The organism is Bradyrhizobium sp. CCBAU 11430 (assembly GCF_028128855.1).
In the GTDB taxonomy this organism is placed as follows: Bacteria; Pseudomonadota; Alphaproteobacteria; order Rhizobiales; family Xanthobacteraceae; genus Bradyrhizobium; species Bradyrhizobium ottawaense.
Window position 1 is genome coordinate 127222 of the sequence record NZ_LBJV01000006.1, and the last position, 16163, is coordinate 143384.

At 58.6% G+C, this 16163-nt stretch carries 13 protein-coding genes and 2 pseudogenes; all 15 read left to right on the forward strand.

Annotated elements, in window-relative coordinates; all coding sequences use genetic code 11:
• The first annotated feature begins 1 nt into the window (after position 1).
• Positions 2 to 190 (forward strand): HypC/HybG/HupF family hydrogenase formation chaperone, encoded by a 189-nt coding sequence (locus XI04_RS04355; protein WP_257187456.1) that lies wholly within the window; start codon positions 2 to 4, stop codon positions 188 to 190.
• The gene (gene hypD / locus XI04_RS04360; RefSeq protein WP_271596663.1) at positions 187 to 1329 is read left to right on the forward strand and encodes a hydrogenase formation protein HypD; all 1143 of its coding nucleotides are present in this window, start codon (positions 187 to 189) and stop codon (positions 1327 to 1329) included. Before XI04_RS04355 ends, hypD begins: the two co-directional genes overlap by 4 nt.
• Positions 1326 to 2372, forward strand: a complete 1047-nt coding sequence (gene hypE, locus XI04_RS04365; protein WP_271596662.1) for a hydrogenase expression/formation protein HypE — start codon at positions 1326 to 1328, stop codon at positions 2370 to 2372. Before hypD ends, hypE begins: the two co-directional genes overlap by 4 nt.
• A 22-nt stretch (positions 2373 to 2394) precedes the next feature.
• Positions 2395 to 2658, forward strand: a complete 264-nt coding sequence (locus XI04_RS38665; protein WP_333913910.1) for a DNA -binding domain-containing protein — start codon at positions 2395 to 2397, stop codon at positions 2656 to 2658.
• 752 nt (positions 2659 to 3410) lie between these two features.
• The gene (locus XI04_RS04370; protein WP_271596661.1) at positions 3411 to 5723 is read left to right on the forward strand and encodes a DUF5695 domain-containing protein; all 2313 of its coding nucleotides are present in this window, start codon (positions 3411 to 3413) and stop codon (positions 5721 to 5723) included.
• 84 nt (positions 5724 to 5807) lie between these two features.
• Positions 5808 to 5909 (forward strand): annotated as a pseudogene (locus XI04_RS04375) (transposase); the annotation flags it as partial.
• 578 nt (positions 5910 to 6487) lie between these two features.
• On the forward strand, positions 6488 to 6754 hold the full coding sequence (locus tag XI04_RS04380; RefSeq protein WP_271596659.1) for a DUF3551 domain-containing protein: 267 nt from the start codon (positions 6488 to 6490) through the stop codon (positions 6752 to 6754).
• Between the two features lie 668 nt (positions 6755 to 7422).
• Positions 7423 to 8535: an alanine dehydrogenase gene (gene ald / locus XI04_RS04385; RefSeq protein ID WP_271596658.1), complete on the forward strand. Its 1113-nt coding sequence runs from the start codon at positions 7423 to 7425 to the stop codon at positions 8533 to 8535.
• Positions 8536 to 9266: 731 nt separating this feature from the next.
• Complete coding sequence (locus tag XI04_RS04390) at positions 9267 to 9470, forward strand: 4Fe-4S binding protein (protein ID WP_036014930.1); 204 nt, start codon at positions 9267 to 9269, stop codon at positions 9468 to 9470.
• A 328-nt stretch (positions 9471 to 9798) separates the two neighbouring features.
• Positions 9799 to 10431, forward strand: coding sequence for a cupin domain-containing protein (locus XI04_RS04395; RefSeq protein ID WP_271596657.1), 633 nt, complete (start codon positions 9799 to 9801; stop codon positions 10429 to 10431).
• Positions 10432 to 10436: 5 nt separating this feature from the next.
• Positions 10437 to 10554 (forward strand): annotated as a pseudogene (gene sufC / locus XI04_RS04400) (Fe-S cluster assembly ATPase SufC); the annotation flags it as partial.
• Positions 10555 to 10735: 181 nt separating this feature from the next.
• Complete coding sequence (locus XI04_RS04405) at positions 10736 to 11173, forward strand: hypothetical protein (protein WP_271596656.1); 438 nt, start codon at positions 10736 to 10738, stop codon at positions 11171 to 11173.
• Between the two features lie 120 nt (positions 11174 to 11293).
• Positions 11294 to 12796 (forward strand): nitrogenase molybdenum-iron protein alpha chain, encoded by a 1503-nt coding sequence (gene nifD, locus XI04_RS04410; RefSeq protein WP_271596655.1) that lies wholly within the window; start codon positions 11294 to 11296, stop codon positions 12794 to 12796.
• Positions 12797 to 12860: 64 nt separating this feature from the next.
• Positions 12861 to 14417, forward strand: a complete 1557-nt coding sequence (nifK, locus tag XI04_RS04415; protein WP_271596654.1) for a nitrogenase molybdenum-iron protein subunit beta — start codon at positions 12861 to 12863, stop codon at positions 14415 to 14417.
• A 93-nt stretch (positions 14418 to 14510) separates the two neighbouring features.
• Positions 14511 to 16154, forward strand: a complete 1644-nt coding sequence (nifE, locus tag XI04_RS04420; protein WP_271596653.1) for a nitrogenase iron-molybdenum cofactor biosynthesis protein NifE — start codon at positions 14511 to 14513, stop codon at positions 16152 to 16154.
• The last annotated feature ends 9 nt before the right edge of the window (positions 16155 to 16163 follow it).

The window sequence follows — 16163 nt, forward strand, 5'->3', positions numbered from 1 at the left end:
CATGGCTCTCGTGTCTATCGATGGCATCAGCTTGGAGATATCGATTGCTCTCGTCGACGAGCTCGATGTCGGCGATTGCGTCCTCGTCCATGCCGGCTATGCGCTCGCTAAGATCGATCAGGCGGAAGCCAAGCGCACGCTGGAGCTCCTGCAGGAGCTAAGCACCGCCGAGCAGGAATGCCGATCATGAAATATTCTGATGAATTTCGCGACAAGACCATCGCGCAGGGACTTGCGCGTGCGATTGACGCTGAGGTCAGTTCGCAAAGAACCTATCGGTTCATGGAATTTTGCGGCGGACACACTCATGCGATCTCCCGCTACGGCCTCGAGGATCTGCTGCCCGCGAACGTCCGGATGATCCACGGGCCCGGTTGTCCCGTCTGCGTTCTGCCCGCGAGCCGAATCGACATGGCGATCCGGCTCGTCGAGCGACCAGAGGTCACTCTCTGCGTCTACGGCGACTTAATGCGTGCTCCCGGGTCGCAAGGACAGTCTCTGTTGCGAGCCAAAGCGCTGGGCGCTGACATTCGGATGGTTTACTCGACGCTGGACGCTATCCGGCTTGCCGAACAGATACCGGGCCGCGAGGTGGTCTTCTTTGCCATCGGTTTTGAGACCACGACGCCCCCAACGGCGGTCATGATCCGGATTGCCGAGAGCAAGCGGTTGGATGGCCTGAGCGTGTTCTGCAATCACGTGCTTACACCCTCTGCGATGCACAGCATTCTCGAGAACCCGAAGATCCGCAACACCGGCGGCGTCCCAATTGACGGCTTCGTCGGGCCTGCGCATGTCAGCACTATTATCGGTACGCAGCCTTACGAGCCACTGGCAGAACAGTTCGAGAAGCCGATCGTAGTCGCGGGATTTGAACCACTCGACGTGTTGCAAGCTATATTGATGCTGGTGCGGCAGGTGAATCAACACCGCTACGAGGTAGAAAACCAATACCGCCGTGCAGTGACACGCGAAGGCAATCTGCGCGCCAAGGGCGAGGTGTCGCAAGTATTCGAACTGCGTGATCAGTTTGAATGGCGTGGGCTCGGGCTCGTACCCAACAGCGGACTGAAGCTGAAGCGGTCTTACGCAAAATTCGACGCCGAGACGCGTTTCGCGATCCATGACATGCCTGTCGCAGACAATCCGGCGTGCGAGTGCTGCGCGATCCTGCGTGGCGCCAAACGGCCGGCCGATTGCAAGTTGATTGGAAAGATCTGCACGCCGGAAACGCCCATAGGGGCCTGCATGGTATCATCAGAAGGCGCTTGTGCGGCGTATTGGACCTATGGCCGAGTTCGCGGTGAACAGGTGAGGCAAAGGTCATGAGCATGAAAGCCTATCCACGTAAGCTCGACGTAAAGAGCGGGCGCGTTGAACTGTCCCACGGATCCGGGGGGCGTGCCATGGCACAGCTGATCTCCGACCTTTTTCACCAAGCCTTCGGTAATGAATGGCTCGCTCGCTGCAATGACCAGGCGGCGTTTGATGTTTCGGCAGGCAGGATGGTGATGACGACGGACGGCTATGTGGTTACCCCTCTTTTCTTTCCCGGCGGCAATATCGGGTCAATGGCTGTGCACGGCACGATTAATGATGTCGCGATGTCCGGTGCGCGTCCGCTCTATCTGTCAGCCAGCTTTATCATCGAGGAGGGTTTCCATTTTTCGGATCTGAAGACGATCGCGGATTCGATGGGCGCGGCAGCTCGCGGGGGCGGCGTTCACATCATTGCTGGAGACACCAAAGTCGTCGAGCGCGGCAAAGCAGACGGTCTGTTCATCTCTGTGGCCGGGATCGGGTTTGTGGCCGATGGGCTGGATCTGTCCGCCGACAAGGTAAGGGTCGGCGATCGTGTGCTGGTGTCCGGAAGCCTCGGCGACCATGGAGTGGCGATTATGTCAAAACGTCAGAACGTCGCTTTTCAAACCGAAATCGTCTCGGACTCAGCCGCCTTGCATGATCTCGTAGCGGTCATGCTTGCCGCCGGCCCTGGCGGCATCCGCGTGATGCGCGACCCCACGCGCGGCGGGCTCGCTGCGGCTCTCAACGAGATTGCGCATCAATCCGACGTTGGGTTCCATTTGCAGGAATCAACCATTCCGGTGAAGCCTGCGGTTGCGGCTGCCTGCGAACTTCTTGGACTAGAGCCGATCCATGTCGCCAATGAGGGCAAGCTCGTTGCGATCGTCGCGCCTGAATCGGCCGATGCCGTGCTTGCTGCCATGAAGGCGCACCCGCTCGCGTCCGATGCAGCTGACATTGGCGAGGCGGTGGCTGACGATCACAAATTTGTGCAGATGACCACCGGTTTCGGCGGCCGACGCGTCGTCGACTGGCTGTGGGGCGAACAATTGCCTCGGATCTGTTGAAGAGGAGCGTATTCTGCGGCTGATGTCGTTTCAGAAACCTCCACTGATAAAATTCCTTCACGCCTTCGACCTCCACGGCCTCGGCGGTGGCCCGCAAGACGTGGCAGCGAAGGTGCTCGCTTCCGACCACACCCACCCTCCTTCGGTCGAGTGGAAGGATTCGCATGCCCGCCGCAAGGCTAACCGGGTCATTCATGATTTCACCGCCCTGCAAGCGAGGCTATCTGAAACTTCTACGCGGCGTGTGGACGCCCCAATCCCCAAAGCCATCGTCCCGATAAGTTAACCCGCGCCCGCGGGTAGCGCTTGGCTTCCCATGGTTGCGACCCTGTTCCTCGAGAAGGCGCTCGATCGGCACAACGCTGATCGTGCACGGCCAGAACTTCCACGAGCAGCAACCGAATCCGCCCTAACTGTCGCGGACTCCCATACAGCCAGTCTCAGCAGCAGAAGAGGCGGAGCGGAAGGTCGTCGCCCGCAGAACGAGCGTAACTCTCGAGGGCGAGCCTGTGGCTGCCAACTTGCCGCCACAGGGATGATCCACGACTGCACGGAGGTCCGGCGAGAAGTTCGCCTGTTGGATATCGGCTCCAGCTCCTAATAGCGATACGGGATACGGTTGATGGCGAAGACCAAAGGCATGTCTGAAGCCTGGACGTATACGCGTCGTACGATGCTGTTGGGCAGTAGCGTCTTGGGTAGCGCGTTGTTCGGGGGCGTTACGGTGCCTACCCCAATCGGCCGCAGCGCAAGGTTTTCATGGTGTTGAAGGCCGCCGACTCTCCCTTCGTCGTGGGGTGCACACAAGACGGCATCACCTCGTTGCGTTATCGTAACGATGCGTATGACACGGATTATGTCCTGCCTGGAGCCGTGCTGGGGGCGGCTCACGCTAGAGTTCGGCGTGCCGGATCCGAGTGGCATACGCTTCGAACCGGCGCTGATGCAACGAGGCCGATGCATAGCGCGGCCCTTGAACTAGCAGCCCGCGATGCTGGCGTCCTTCTCACGACCCGCCTCGCAGTCGATGAGGCTGGATTGACGTGGGAGATCATGCTGCGGAACGATGGCATGGCGAGCGTGGAGGTTGGCGACCTATATTTACCCATGCCGATGAACACCGAATTTCCGGCAGGACAACCGGTATCGGTGGCTGTTTTGAAGCACAGCTTCATCTCGGGGCATGGATCGCACATCTTCTGGATTCGCGGCAACAGCATCGGTCCCTTCCTCATGCTCTTACCGGAAGCGGACACGTCACTGGAATATTGGAATGTCCATAAGGATTCGGCCGAAGCCAGTGGTACGTGGTGCGCCTACATCTTAGCCGGGGCGGCCGCCGGCGAGGCAGGGGCGGGCGGGACTCGCTGGCGCCAGCCGACCCATTCCCTGTTCCTGTCGCCGACCGAGCAACGGCGTTACCGTCTCCGCTTCCAGTGGGTTGCCGATTACGAGGCGGCGCGCAGGGCTATCGCAGACGCCGGTCTGGTGGACGTGGAAGTAACGCCGGGCATGACGGTTCCCAACGACCTGCATGTCGACATCGCGCTCGCGTCCTCCATTCCGGTGGAGCGAATCGAAGCGGAATTTACCGACGATACGATGGTGCAACGGTTGCCGGATCGGGCTGGCAGGCGACTGTGGCGGATTCGCTTTTCGCGATTGGGAGAGAACCGGCTGACCCTGCACCAGCCGGGTGCACGCCAGACCTTTCTTGAATTCTTCGCTACCGAGCCCGTCGAGACGATGATGAAGAAGCGCGCAACCTTCATCGTGAAGCGGCAGCATCGTGACCCGTCCAAATGGTACGACGGTTTGTTTGGCGAGTGGAATATGGAGACGCAGGTCCTGCTTGGCCCGGACAATTACGACCGGATCAAGGGCTGGCGCATCTACGAGGTGACGTGCGACGATCCCGGGCTGAGCAAGCCCGCCTATCTCGCGACGAAGAATGCCGAGCATCCTGATGTGGCGGAAGTGGCGGCGCTAGATCGGTATATAGATACGTTCGTCTGGGGCGGGCTGCAACGTACTACACAGGAGGCATACGCCTACAGCCTCTATGGCATACCCGATTGGAAGCAGAACAGGGAGAGCAGCGATCCCGGCCCAAAGGGCCGCCTGCATATCTGGCGGCCTTATGACTATCCGCACATCTTCGCAACGTATTTGGCCATGCACCGCATCGCGCGTGACCATCCCGCGATACCCACCCGCCAGAGCGCACGAGATTATTTGATACGCGCCTACGGTACGGCGCTGGCCATGTTCACGGTGCCGATGCGCGTGGTGATGTGGTCTGCCTACCGCACCGGCATCTGCAACGAATGTGTGATCCCCGAACTGGTTTCGGCGCTCACGACGGCGGGCTTGACGCGCGAGGCGGCGACGTTGGAGGCGCACTGGGCACGTAAGGTGCGCGCCGTCGTCGATCCGAAGGCGGACCTGTTCAAGTCTGAATATCCGTTCGATTCCACAGCCTTCGAATCAACGCAGGCACTGGCGCGCTCGGCTCTTGACGACCCTGTCGCCATGGGGGTTTCGAAGGCGGCAGCGCGTGCCTTCGCGGAGCGTCAGATCGCTGCAAATCTGTTCTGCCGTGGCTGGCTGGAACCTGCGTATTACTACCTGGGCAGCGATTATCGTCGCACTGCGGGCGACGCCTATACGCTAACTTACATGGCGCAGATGGGTGGCTGGGCGCTGCTTGATCATGCGCTGAATGATGCAGACGACCCGCATCCGCTCCTTCGTCTCGGCTATGCGTCACAACTCAGCGCGTGGGCTTTGCTGAACAGCGGCCCGGCGTCGGCCGGTCATGGCTACTGGTATCCGGGCGAGGAGAATGACGGCGCGGCCGGTGGCGGCTTCGAGCCGGCGCCGAGCGGGACCACATGGCTCGGTCAGCCGCATCACCGTGGAGCGTGGTATTACTCGTGCGAGATCGACCTGGGATTTTGTGGGGCGATCCGCGCTGCTGCGACGATCGTTGCCGATGATCCCATCTTTGGGCAGGTTTGTCACGGTGGCATCATGAAGACGCTCGCTCACACCCTGCGTATTTGGCCACATGATGGCGTGCGTCGACGGCTCAACGTGCGGCTCCAGTCCTTCCGATTGGACTTGGTGCTGCTCGACGCCCGATTCCGGGCGGATCGACCGATCATTCTGAATTTGGGGGAGGGGTGGATCAGCCTTACGCCTGAGCCCTTTACCCCGTCTGCATCGAGAGTGACGTTCGAATTGCGGTACGATGACGGAAGAAAGCGCAAGGAAGTCGTCAACATCACGGACAGCCAGATCGTCATCCGCTTGCCTGGGGCGCGCTTACCGCGGGTTCAGGTCCGCTAGTGATGCCGATTATCCGGTGCGATCGGCACTTATGGCCTGCCGTTCCAAGAGGCTCCCGAGGCGATGACGATCATCCCCGCAAATTCCGAGCATCTCGGCGCACGTATCCGCATCACCGCGGTGCTGCATTCCTCGGGTACGGCGCTGAACCACCATCCGCACATCCACATGATCGTGCCGGAGGGCATCGACGACAAATCCAATATCCGTTGAAATATGGGAAAGAGTGAATGCCGTGGCCGCCCTCTCCTGAGAATAGCCTCTAGAGTTAATCGGCACTGGAATCGAACCCCTACCGGCGTCCAAAAGGGGCTCTGATTCATCTTTGGAACGGCCCGGCTGCAGATCTTTCTCTGGTTGAACAAGGGACGACGGTGCGGTCATATGTTCGGCCTGTAAACGGGGCGCTTGGCCGCTGGCCACGACGATATCCGCGGAAAGCAATCGCCCAATCAATTTCTCGCGCTCGAAGCGCAGTGAGTCAGGCGGTCTGATCGCTACAATGCGCATGCGCGAGTGCGCGTAATATGCCGATTCGCTACTTCCCTCGTTTCTTTGCCCCGAAATGCAGCCCATCACGCCGGAAAAATGCGTTCTGCTCTGGAAGCAGCCGGATTGCTGCTCTGAACTCGGAGCGCTGTCACTTGAGTTTCTAGAGTAAGGTGATCGTCCCACGATGGCGACCGGCTATTTGCCATTGACTAGGATCAGAGCATAAAATCCGAATCCTCTATCCTTCGGCAAGAATTAGCGGAGGCGAGATCATGCGCAATCTTCTGTTTATCGGTGTGCTTGCAATCCCCATGGTCGTCAGCTTTGGATCGGCTTCGAGCGCGGCTTCGCGGGGGCGCTCGTACATCCCCTCGGCCCCGCAGGACGTATATTGTCTGCAGGGACGTACCTGGGGATATCCGGGCAATTGCCAGTTCTCGACCTATGAGCAGTGTATGGCCACTGCATCCGGCACCTACGCCTATTGTGGTATCAATCCGGTCTACGCGTTTGCGCGACAGAGAGCGCAATCGCGCTAGCGTGCGAAGGTCGGGCAGTCTGAGGCATGCTTAGATAAATGGACCGGCTGTGCCGGGTTGAGGGACCTGGCCCTGCCGTCCGATCCGGACCTCCCCCGTTCGAGCATCGAGCGCGCGACGCGATGCGTCGCCTCAGATGCGTCGGACGCAAAGCAAAAGCATCAGGCTGCAGTGGTTCATCGGCGTCACTGCAGCCGGGCGTCGCTCTTTATTCAATTCAAGAAAAAAGCAACGCGAAGCGTCAAACAGACATCTGCTTTTTGCGTCTTGTCAGCTTCCTTTTCCGTGGTGACCGCTTGAATAATCTACTTTGAGTAGTGTTTGAAGTGAGGCTTTCCAACGCGAAATCTACGCTAGCTGCGGAAAATGAGGGAGATCGCCAGATGTTGGATGACCCCAGCACTGCCTCTTACCGGTGGTTCTCGACGAGGTCTGCAAGAACCTTCCGCACGGAGCCGGAACAGCAATTCGGAACGATTTATCACTATCGCGCGTGTCGACGTGTTAAGTTCAGGGAGCAAGCTCCCACGGTCCGCTCGGCACCCGTGGGTTTGAAATCCTGCGAAGCCTGTCAATTATCGCTGAATTCCTGCAGGATTTTATCGGCTGCGTCGCGATATCGCTGCTCGCTTCCGATATGAAGGGCGCGTCAGGCAGGGAGTTTTCAAATGAAGGTCGGAGTCCCAAAGGAAATCAAGGCGCACGAATATCGCGTGGGCCTTACTCCTGGAGCTGCCCGCGAATATGTGGCAGCAGGCCACAGCGTGATGATCGAGACCAATGCGGGCGCTGGCATTGGTGCAACCGACGACGATTATCGCAATGCTGGCGCAACGATTCTAACTTCCGCCGTTGAGGTATTCGCCTTGAGCGAGATGATCGTAAAGGTCAAGGAGCCTCAGCCGTCCGAATGGTCTCAGCTGCGTGAGAATCATATCCTCTTCACTTATCTGCATCTGGCTCCCGACCTGGACCAGGTTACCGGCCTCCTGGAATCTGGATGCACCGCGATCGCCTATGAGACGGTAACTGATGCGCATGGTGGTCTTCCACTGCTGGCGCCGATGAGCGAGGTCGCGGGTAGGCTTGCGGTCGAAGCGGCGGGTAGCGCCCTAAAGCGGAGTACAGGCGGACGAGGGCTGCTGATCGGTGGGGTGCCCGGTGTTCAGCCTGCCCGAATCGTGGTGATCGGAGGTGGCGTCGTCGGTACGCACGCGGCACGCATGGCGGTCGGTCTCGGCGCAGAAGTGACCATCATCGATCGTTCGTTAATCCGGCTCCGCGAGCTGGACGAGCTATTCGAAGGACGCGTTCGCACCAGGTTTTCAACCATCGAGTCCGTAGAGGAAGAGGTATTGGCGGCCGATGTGGTGATTGGTGCCGTGCTCGTTCCAGGTGCGAGCGCGCCGAAGCTGGTCCGCCGGAGCATGCTGAGCTCGATGCGCAAGAGGGCGGTACTCGTGGACGTCGCTATCGATCAGGGCGGCTGCTTTGAGACATCACACCCAACCACTCACGCTGATCCAACTTACGAAGTAGATGGCATTATTCATTATTGCGTGGCCAATATGCCCGGCGCCGTTCCGCTGACGTCGAGTCAAGCACTGAATAACGCAACTCTGCCGTTTGGTTTGGCTCTGGCCAACAAGGGGTTTTCCGCCGTACTGGACAATCCACATTTGCGCGCAGGCCTCAACGTCCATCGGGGCCGGCTAACTTACAAAGCGGTGGCCGAAAGCCTCGGGCTGCCCTTCTCACCGATCGAACAGGCTGCGGCGTGATCCCAGAGGCCCTCATGGCTGTTCCCTCCGTGACTAAGCCATCCTTTGGGTGGCTTTTTTTTCGGCCACATTAATCGGCTGACCGCTGCCGGCATCTACTCTGACCGCGAAGCGTACGGAGGATCACCAGACGAACACCTGACTTCAGCCGCCCGCGCGAGGGGAGAAAGTGTACTTTTGCCCCATAAAGCGCATGTGAATGCCGGTTTGCCGGCAATACGGGGCAACTGAAAATGCGTCCCGCGGGCCCCGAGAGGGACGCGCATCACGGGTGTGATTGTATCTGGAGCGGCCGCCGCGGCCTTCTGACTGGCTGTGGCGAGGCGGACTGGTGAGGACCTGCCGGTTGTTGCCCGTGATCCGTCGCGTAAGCGGCGGCTGTCCCGGTGAGTGGAACTAACAAGATGCGCTCTGGGTTAGACGGGCGGAGAACTCTATGATGCCGCGCGGCGCATCGATCTTAGCCGTGGCACGGCGGGCGTTGGGGAGCATCTCAGATCGTTCCGCTGAGTCTGGCGAAGCTGGTTCATCTGATCGCTAATTGATGTGAATTGACCATGCGCAAATCAAGCATCGAGATCAAGCCGCCACGCCCTTGTAGGATTTGCGACAGCGTGTCGAGGCGGCGATTTGCGTTATCGAAAATACTTCAGACGAATCAAGCTCAAACTGTCTGGCACAAGACTTGATAGCAAGAAGCTGTCCCGCACCTTTTTTATGGAATCGCAGTGATGGCTTACAAGATAATCGCATCCCAGTGCACCGTCTGCGGTGCGTGTGAGTTCGAGTGTCCCAATGCTGCGATCAGCCTGAAGAACGACATATATGTGATCAATCCGTCCCAGTGTACCCAATGTGAAGGGCATTTTGACGCGCCACAATGCGCCGTCGTTTGCCCGGTGCCCGATACGTGCGTGCCGGCAAAGGTCGGGTAGCCGACGAGAGGAGCTCCCGCACGAAACATAATGAAGACGCTATCGACACAGCCGCCTTTCCTATCCGTCTCCTGTTTTTCTCACTTGCTAGCCTCGAGTTCGTGGTGACTTGCGCGAGCCGCTCGTAGAGTGTTGCGACGTAACGAGCGCCGCGCCCCGAGACCCCGGCAAAGGGGCGTGGGCTTTAGTACTTCTAAATTGTTCTAGCAGAAGTTCTTCACGACTAAATACAGCCGTCGCCACATTGTTAGAGTGAGTCCGCTTTTCACTCCGACTGAAGCCACGAGGCGAGATGCCCGAGGCTGAAATGAATGCATGGGAGAGCGACATGGATGGTCGCGGCGATACCAACGGCACCAAGGCCGCTTCGGCGATCGAAGCTGACGACGCGGTCGACCAGCGCCTGGGTGAAACCGTGCGGCTGCTGCGGCAGCGCGCCGGCCTCTCGATCCAGGACGTCGCCAACAAGACCGGCCTGTCCACCGGCATGATCAGCCAGCTCGAACGCGCACGCGCGATGCCGTCGATCCGCACGCTGCGCCTGCTCGGCCTCGCGCTCGACGTCCCCATCTCCTATTTCTTCGAGAGCAGCGATCCCGCCGAAGCGCCGCGCTACATCGTGCGCAAGTCCAATCGGCGGCTGCTGCGGCTCACCGCCAGCGGCGTCGTCAAGGAAGCGCTGACCCCGGAAGGCAAGGGCCAGCTCGAGCTCTACGAGCTCACGCTCAACCCCGGCGCCTCCTCCGGCGCCGACTTCCTGCAGCACACCGGCGAGAAGGCAGGCTACATCCTCGCGGGCAGCCTGCGGCTGTGGCTCGACAACCAAGCCCATGTGCTGGACACCGGCGACAGCTTTCGCTTTCCGAGCATCGTGCCGCACATGTTCGACAACCCGACCCAACAGGTGGCGAGCGTGATCTGGGTGACGACCCTGCGCCAGACCGATTCGCCGGCGGGTTGAGGCGCCAAGGCGTGTTCCTGGCATTCTAGAACCTGTCGAGTTTCCGGCGTGACTACAATGAACTTCCTGCGGGGGGCACTGAACGCCCAGGGCAAGGCGCGCGGCGAGCAGGAATTCTCCACCCGCGCCCGAGAAGATACTGGTCGCTTACCCGGAGGAGGGGCTCAGGCCATCAACTTCGTGCGCATGATCGGGACGCCGGCCGAGAAGGGTCGATCATTTCGTTTGAAGTGAAGAACACATGCGCATGATATTGCCACCATCCTTGACCTTGCCGGTTTAGCCGTGCGGGCCGCACTGTGCGATGCCGCTGCTCAAGTGCTTCGGCCTGCTGGCGACGTGCCGTGTGTCCCTTGGGCTTTACAATACACGCGAAGAGATCGATGTGTTGTGCGTGTCCTTGTCAGGGCGTGGCAACTGCTCGCGTAACCTGGCGAGCGTTCACGTGGCAAGGCAGCTCGCGTTGAGCTCTGCAGCTTCGGATCGTACACGTCATCATCATCGCAGCAAGCGAGCATCTGTAGGTAAGTATAGAAGCATTGGTAAGCCTGTGTCGGCCAGCCGGCCTTGCTGCCGACTTTCTTCCTTCAATCGCAGAGCACTGCAATCGCGCATAGGCTCCAGAACCGGGTGGGAGTTTTCAGGCAGAGCTCACCTTGTTCAATTTCGAACGGGGCCACACCAAGAGTTCTCTGCGAAAGCGCCATGTCGGATTCGTAACAACGGCCTTGTCACCGCATGAGGTGCGGTAAGTAGCTTTGATTGTTGCGGTTTTGGTGCTCAGGAGACGCTGGCATGCTGGTTGCAAAAGTCTTGGATCAAGAAGCCGCCCTCGCAACAGCTAACCTTTGAAGGACATCAGATGAGTCTCGCCACGACCCAGAGCATCGCAGAAATCAGGGCTCGCAACAAAGAGCTGATCGAGGAGGTGCTGAGGGTCTATCCGGAGAAAACCGCGAAACGGCGTGCCAAGCACCTCAATGTTCACCAGGCCGGAAAGTCAGACTGCGGCGTCAAGTCCAACATCAAATCCATACCCGGCGTGATGACGATCAGAGGCTGCGCCTATGCGGGGTCAAAGGGGGTGGTCTGGGGACCAATCAAGGACATGGTTCACATCAGCCACGGCCCGGTCGGCTGCGGTCAGTATTCGTGGGGCTCGCGTCGCAACTATTACGTTGGCACCACAGGTATCGATAGCTTCGTGACCCTACAGTTCACCTCCGACTTCCAGGAAAAGGACATCGTATTCGGCGGCGACAAAAAACTGGTCAAAATTCTTGATGAAATCCAAGAGCTGTTTCCGCTCAACAACGGCGTCACGATCCAATCGGAATGCCCGATCGGATTGATCGGCGACGATATCGAAGCCGTGTCACGAGCAAAATCCAAGGAGTATGGAGGCAAGACCATCGTGCCGGTCCGTTGTGAGGGCTTCCGAGGCGTGTCGCAGTCACTGGGCCATCACATTGCGAACGATGCGGTGCGCGATTGGATTTTCGGTCATCTCGAGGACGATGCCAAACCCAAGTTCGAGCCGACGCCGTACGATGTTGCGATTATCGGAGACTACAATATCGGCGGGGACGCCTGGTCATCCCGAATTCTGCTGGAGGAGATGGGTCTGCGGGTAATCGCGCAGTGGTCCGGCGACGGCTCACTCGCTGAGCTCGAAGCAACGCCGAAGGCAAAGCTCAACATTCTGCATTGCTACCGTTCAATGAACTACATCTCACGCCACATGGAAGAGAAGTTCGGTATTCCGTGGTGCGAGTACAATTTCTTCGGACCATCAAAGATCGCAGAGTCATTGCGCAAGATTGCGGGCTATTTCGACGACAAGATCAAGGAAGGCGCCGAGCGGGTAATCGAGAAGTATCAGCCGCTCGCGAGCGCGGTGATCGCTAAATATCGGCCTCGCTTGGAGGGCAAGACCGTGATGCTGTACGTCGGCGGGCTCCGTCCGCGTCATGTTATCGGCGCATATGAGGACCTGGGGATGGAAGTCATTGGCACCGGATACGAGTTCGGTCACAACGACGACTATCAGCGCACAGCTCAGCACTACGTGAAGGACAGCACGCTTATCTACGATGACGTCAATGGCTATGAGTTCGAGCGCTTCGTCGAAAAGCTCCAGCCTGACCTTGTCGGGTCGGGTATCAAGGAAAAGTACGTTTTTCAAAAGATGGGTGTGCCGTTCCGGCAGATGCACTCTTGGGACTATTCGGGTCCATATCACGGCTATGACGGATTCGCGATCTTTGCCCGCGACATGGACATGGCGGTCAATTCGCCGGTTTGGAAGAAAACGAAGGCCCCCTGGAAGGAAGCTTCGAGCGCCAAGCTCCAGGCTGCCGAATAAAGCAAATCAACGCTCGGGAAAGCCGAGGCGATACCAATCTCGACGACAGTGAAGGATTTCACCAATGGCGCAGAGTGCCGAGCACGTGCTCGATCATGTCGAACTGTTCCGCGGTCCAGAATACCAGCAGATGCTGGCCAAGAAGAAGATATTCGAGAACCCTCGCGATCCTGCCGAGGTCGAACGTATTAAGGAATGGACGAAAACCGCCGAATATCGCGAAAAAAACTTCGCGCGGGAGGCGCTAGCGGTAAATCCAGCCAAGGCGTGCCAGCCGCTTGGCGCGGTATTCGCCTCTGTTGGCTTTGAGCGTACGTTGCCCTTTGTCCACGGCTCGCAAGGCTGTGTGGCCTATTACCGCAGTCATTTGTCGCGGCACTTCAAGGAGCCTAGCTCCTGTGTCTCTTCGTCAATGACGGAAGACGCAGCCGTATTCGGCGGTCTGAACAACATGATCGACGGGCTCGCAAACAGCTACAACATGTACAAGCCCAAGATGATTGCGGTTTCCACAACCTGCATGGCCGAGGTGATCGGCGATGACCTCAACGCCTTCATCAAGACTTCGAAAGAAAAAGGCTCAGTTCCGGCGGACTTCGACGTGCCCTTCGCCCACACGCCGGCGTTCGTCGGTAGCCACGTGACGGGCTATGACAATGCGCTCAAGGGCATTCTGGAGCACTTTTGGGACGGCAAGGCCGGGACAGCGCCGAAGCTTGAGCGCAAACCGAATGGGGCGATCAACATCATTGGCGGCTTCGATGGCTATACCGTTGGAAACCTTCGCGAGATCAAGCGCGTCTTGGAATTGATGGGCATCCAGCATACGGTTCTCGCCGACAATTCGGAAGTCTTTGATACTCCGACCGACGGCGAATTCCGGATGTATGACGGTGGTACGACGCTGGAGGATGCCGCGAACGCGATTCATGCCAAGGCGACTATCTCCATGCAACAATGGTGCACGGAAAAGACGCTGACATTCGTGGCGGAGCATGGCCAGGACGTCGTATCCTTCAATTACCCCGTGGGCTTATCTGCAACGGATGACTTCATCGTCGCGCTGTCACGCCTCAGCGGCAAGGAGATTCCCGAGCAACTTGCGCTAGAACGTGGCCGCCTGGTGGACGCCATCGCCGACTCCAGCGCGCATGTCCATGGCAAGAAGTTCGCGATCTATGGCGATCCGGATCTTTGCTATGGGTTGGCTGCGTTTCTGCTCGAACTCGGCGCCGAACCGACCCATGTGCTGTCTACCAACGGCAACAAGGCATGGCAGGAAAAAATGCAGGCGCTGCTTGCAAGCTCGCCATTTGGACAGGGCTGCCAAGCCTATCCCGGCCGAGACCTCTGGCATATGCGCTCACTCCTATTTACCGAGCCGGTCGATTTTCTGATTGGGAACACCTACGGGAAGTACCTGGAGCGCGATACCGGAACGCCACTGATCCGCATCGGCTTTCCGATTTTCGATCGGCATCATCATCACCGTTCCCCCCTATGGGGCTATCAGGGCGGCCTGAACGTGCTGGTGAAGATCCTGGACAAGGTCTTCGACGAGATCGACAAGAACACCAACGTTCTTGGCAAAACAGACTACAGCTTCGACATCATTCGCTGATGAGCGACTGCGCGTGCCATCGCTCAAGCAATGGGCGATGGCACGTTCGCATGGTCGTTGCTTTGCAATTTGTTCGCCCTGAGAGGAAACAGGATGAGTTCACTAGCGGCCAGGGTCCAGGATATCTTCGACGAGCCGGGCTGCGCCAAGAATGGCAGTAAGTCGGAGGCTGAACGCAGGAACGGCTGCACCAAACAGCTGCAGCCAGGTAGTGCTGCCGGCGGCTGTGCTTTCGATGGTGCCAAGGTTGCGCTGCAGCCGTTCACCGACGTGGCTCACTTGGTACATGGTCCGATCGCGTGCGAGGGCAATTCCTGGGACAATCGGGGGGCAGCGTCGTCAGGCTCGGATCTGTGGCGCACCGCATTTACAACCGATTTGAGCGAAACCGATATTGTATTCGGAGGCGAGAAGCGGCTTTGCAAGTCGATCAAGGAGATCATCGACAAGTACGATCCGTCCGCAATCTTCGTTTATCAAACCTGCATCCCGGCGATGATCGGCGACGACATCAACGCAGTCTGCAAGGCGGCATCTAGAAGATTCTCAAAGCCGGTGATTCCGATCAATTCTCCGGGCTTCGTCGGTTCGAAGAACCTCGGCAACAAGCTGGCCGGCGAGGCCTTGCTTGACTATGTGATCGGTACGCGAGAACCGGACTACACCACCCCGTACGACATCAATCTGATCGGAGAATACAACCTTTCGGGAGAGCTCTGGCAAGTCAAGCCATTACTAGACGAGCTTGGAGTACGAATTCTCTGCTGCATCTCAGGCGATGGCAAATATCGCGAAGTCGCTTCATCTCATCGCGCACGGGCGTCGATGTTGGTGTGCTCAAAGTCCATGATCAACGTCGCACGCAAGATGGAGCAACGCTACGGGATTCCATTCTTCGAGGGGTCTTTCTACGGTATTCAAGATTCGAGCGAATCGCTACGGCAGATTGCCCGCTTATTGGTCGAACGCGGCGCCCCAACAGATCTGCTGGGGCGCACCGAAACGGTGATCGCGCGCGAGGAAGCGTGGGCCTGGGGTGCGATCGAGCCGTATAAGCCACGGCTCGAAGGCAAAAAGGCATTGTTAGTGACCGGCGGCGTCAAGTCATGGTCGGTCGTTGCGGCACTCCAGGAAGCCGGGCTTGAGTTAGTCGGTACCAGTGTGAAAAAATCGACCAAGGAAGATAAGGAGCGCATTAAAGAGCTCATGGGGCATGAAGCCCATATGATCGAGGATATGACGCCGCGCGAGATGTACGAGATATTAAAGGGCGCAAAAGCGGACATCATGCTGTCGGGCGGCAAGTCGCAGTTCGTCGCGCTGAAAGCGGCGGTGCCTTGGCTCGATATCAACCAGGAGCGTTGCCACGCCTATATGGGCTATGTCGGAATGGTCAAGCTGGTGGAGCAGATCGATAATTCGCTCTCCAGTCCGATGTGGAAGCAGCTACGTCGACCGGCGCCATGGGAGGCGTTGGCCAAGGCGATGGAGCAGATGCAATCGCCCGCGACCGCGCTGGCCGATCCGGCGCTCGCCGAAGAGTCGCGCCGCGCCAGGAAGATCTGCATGTGCAACAAGGTCGATCTGGGCACGATCGAGGATGCAATCTACGCGCATCGCCTGAGGAGCGTCGAAGCGGTCAGGGAGCATACCAATGCGGTCGGTGGCTGCTGCCAAAGACGTATCGAGGATATCTTGGCGTCCGAGCCATCTGCCATGCGACAGGCCGCAGAGTAGGGAGGCGTC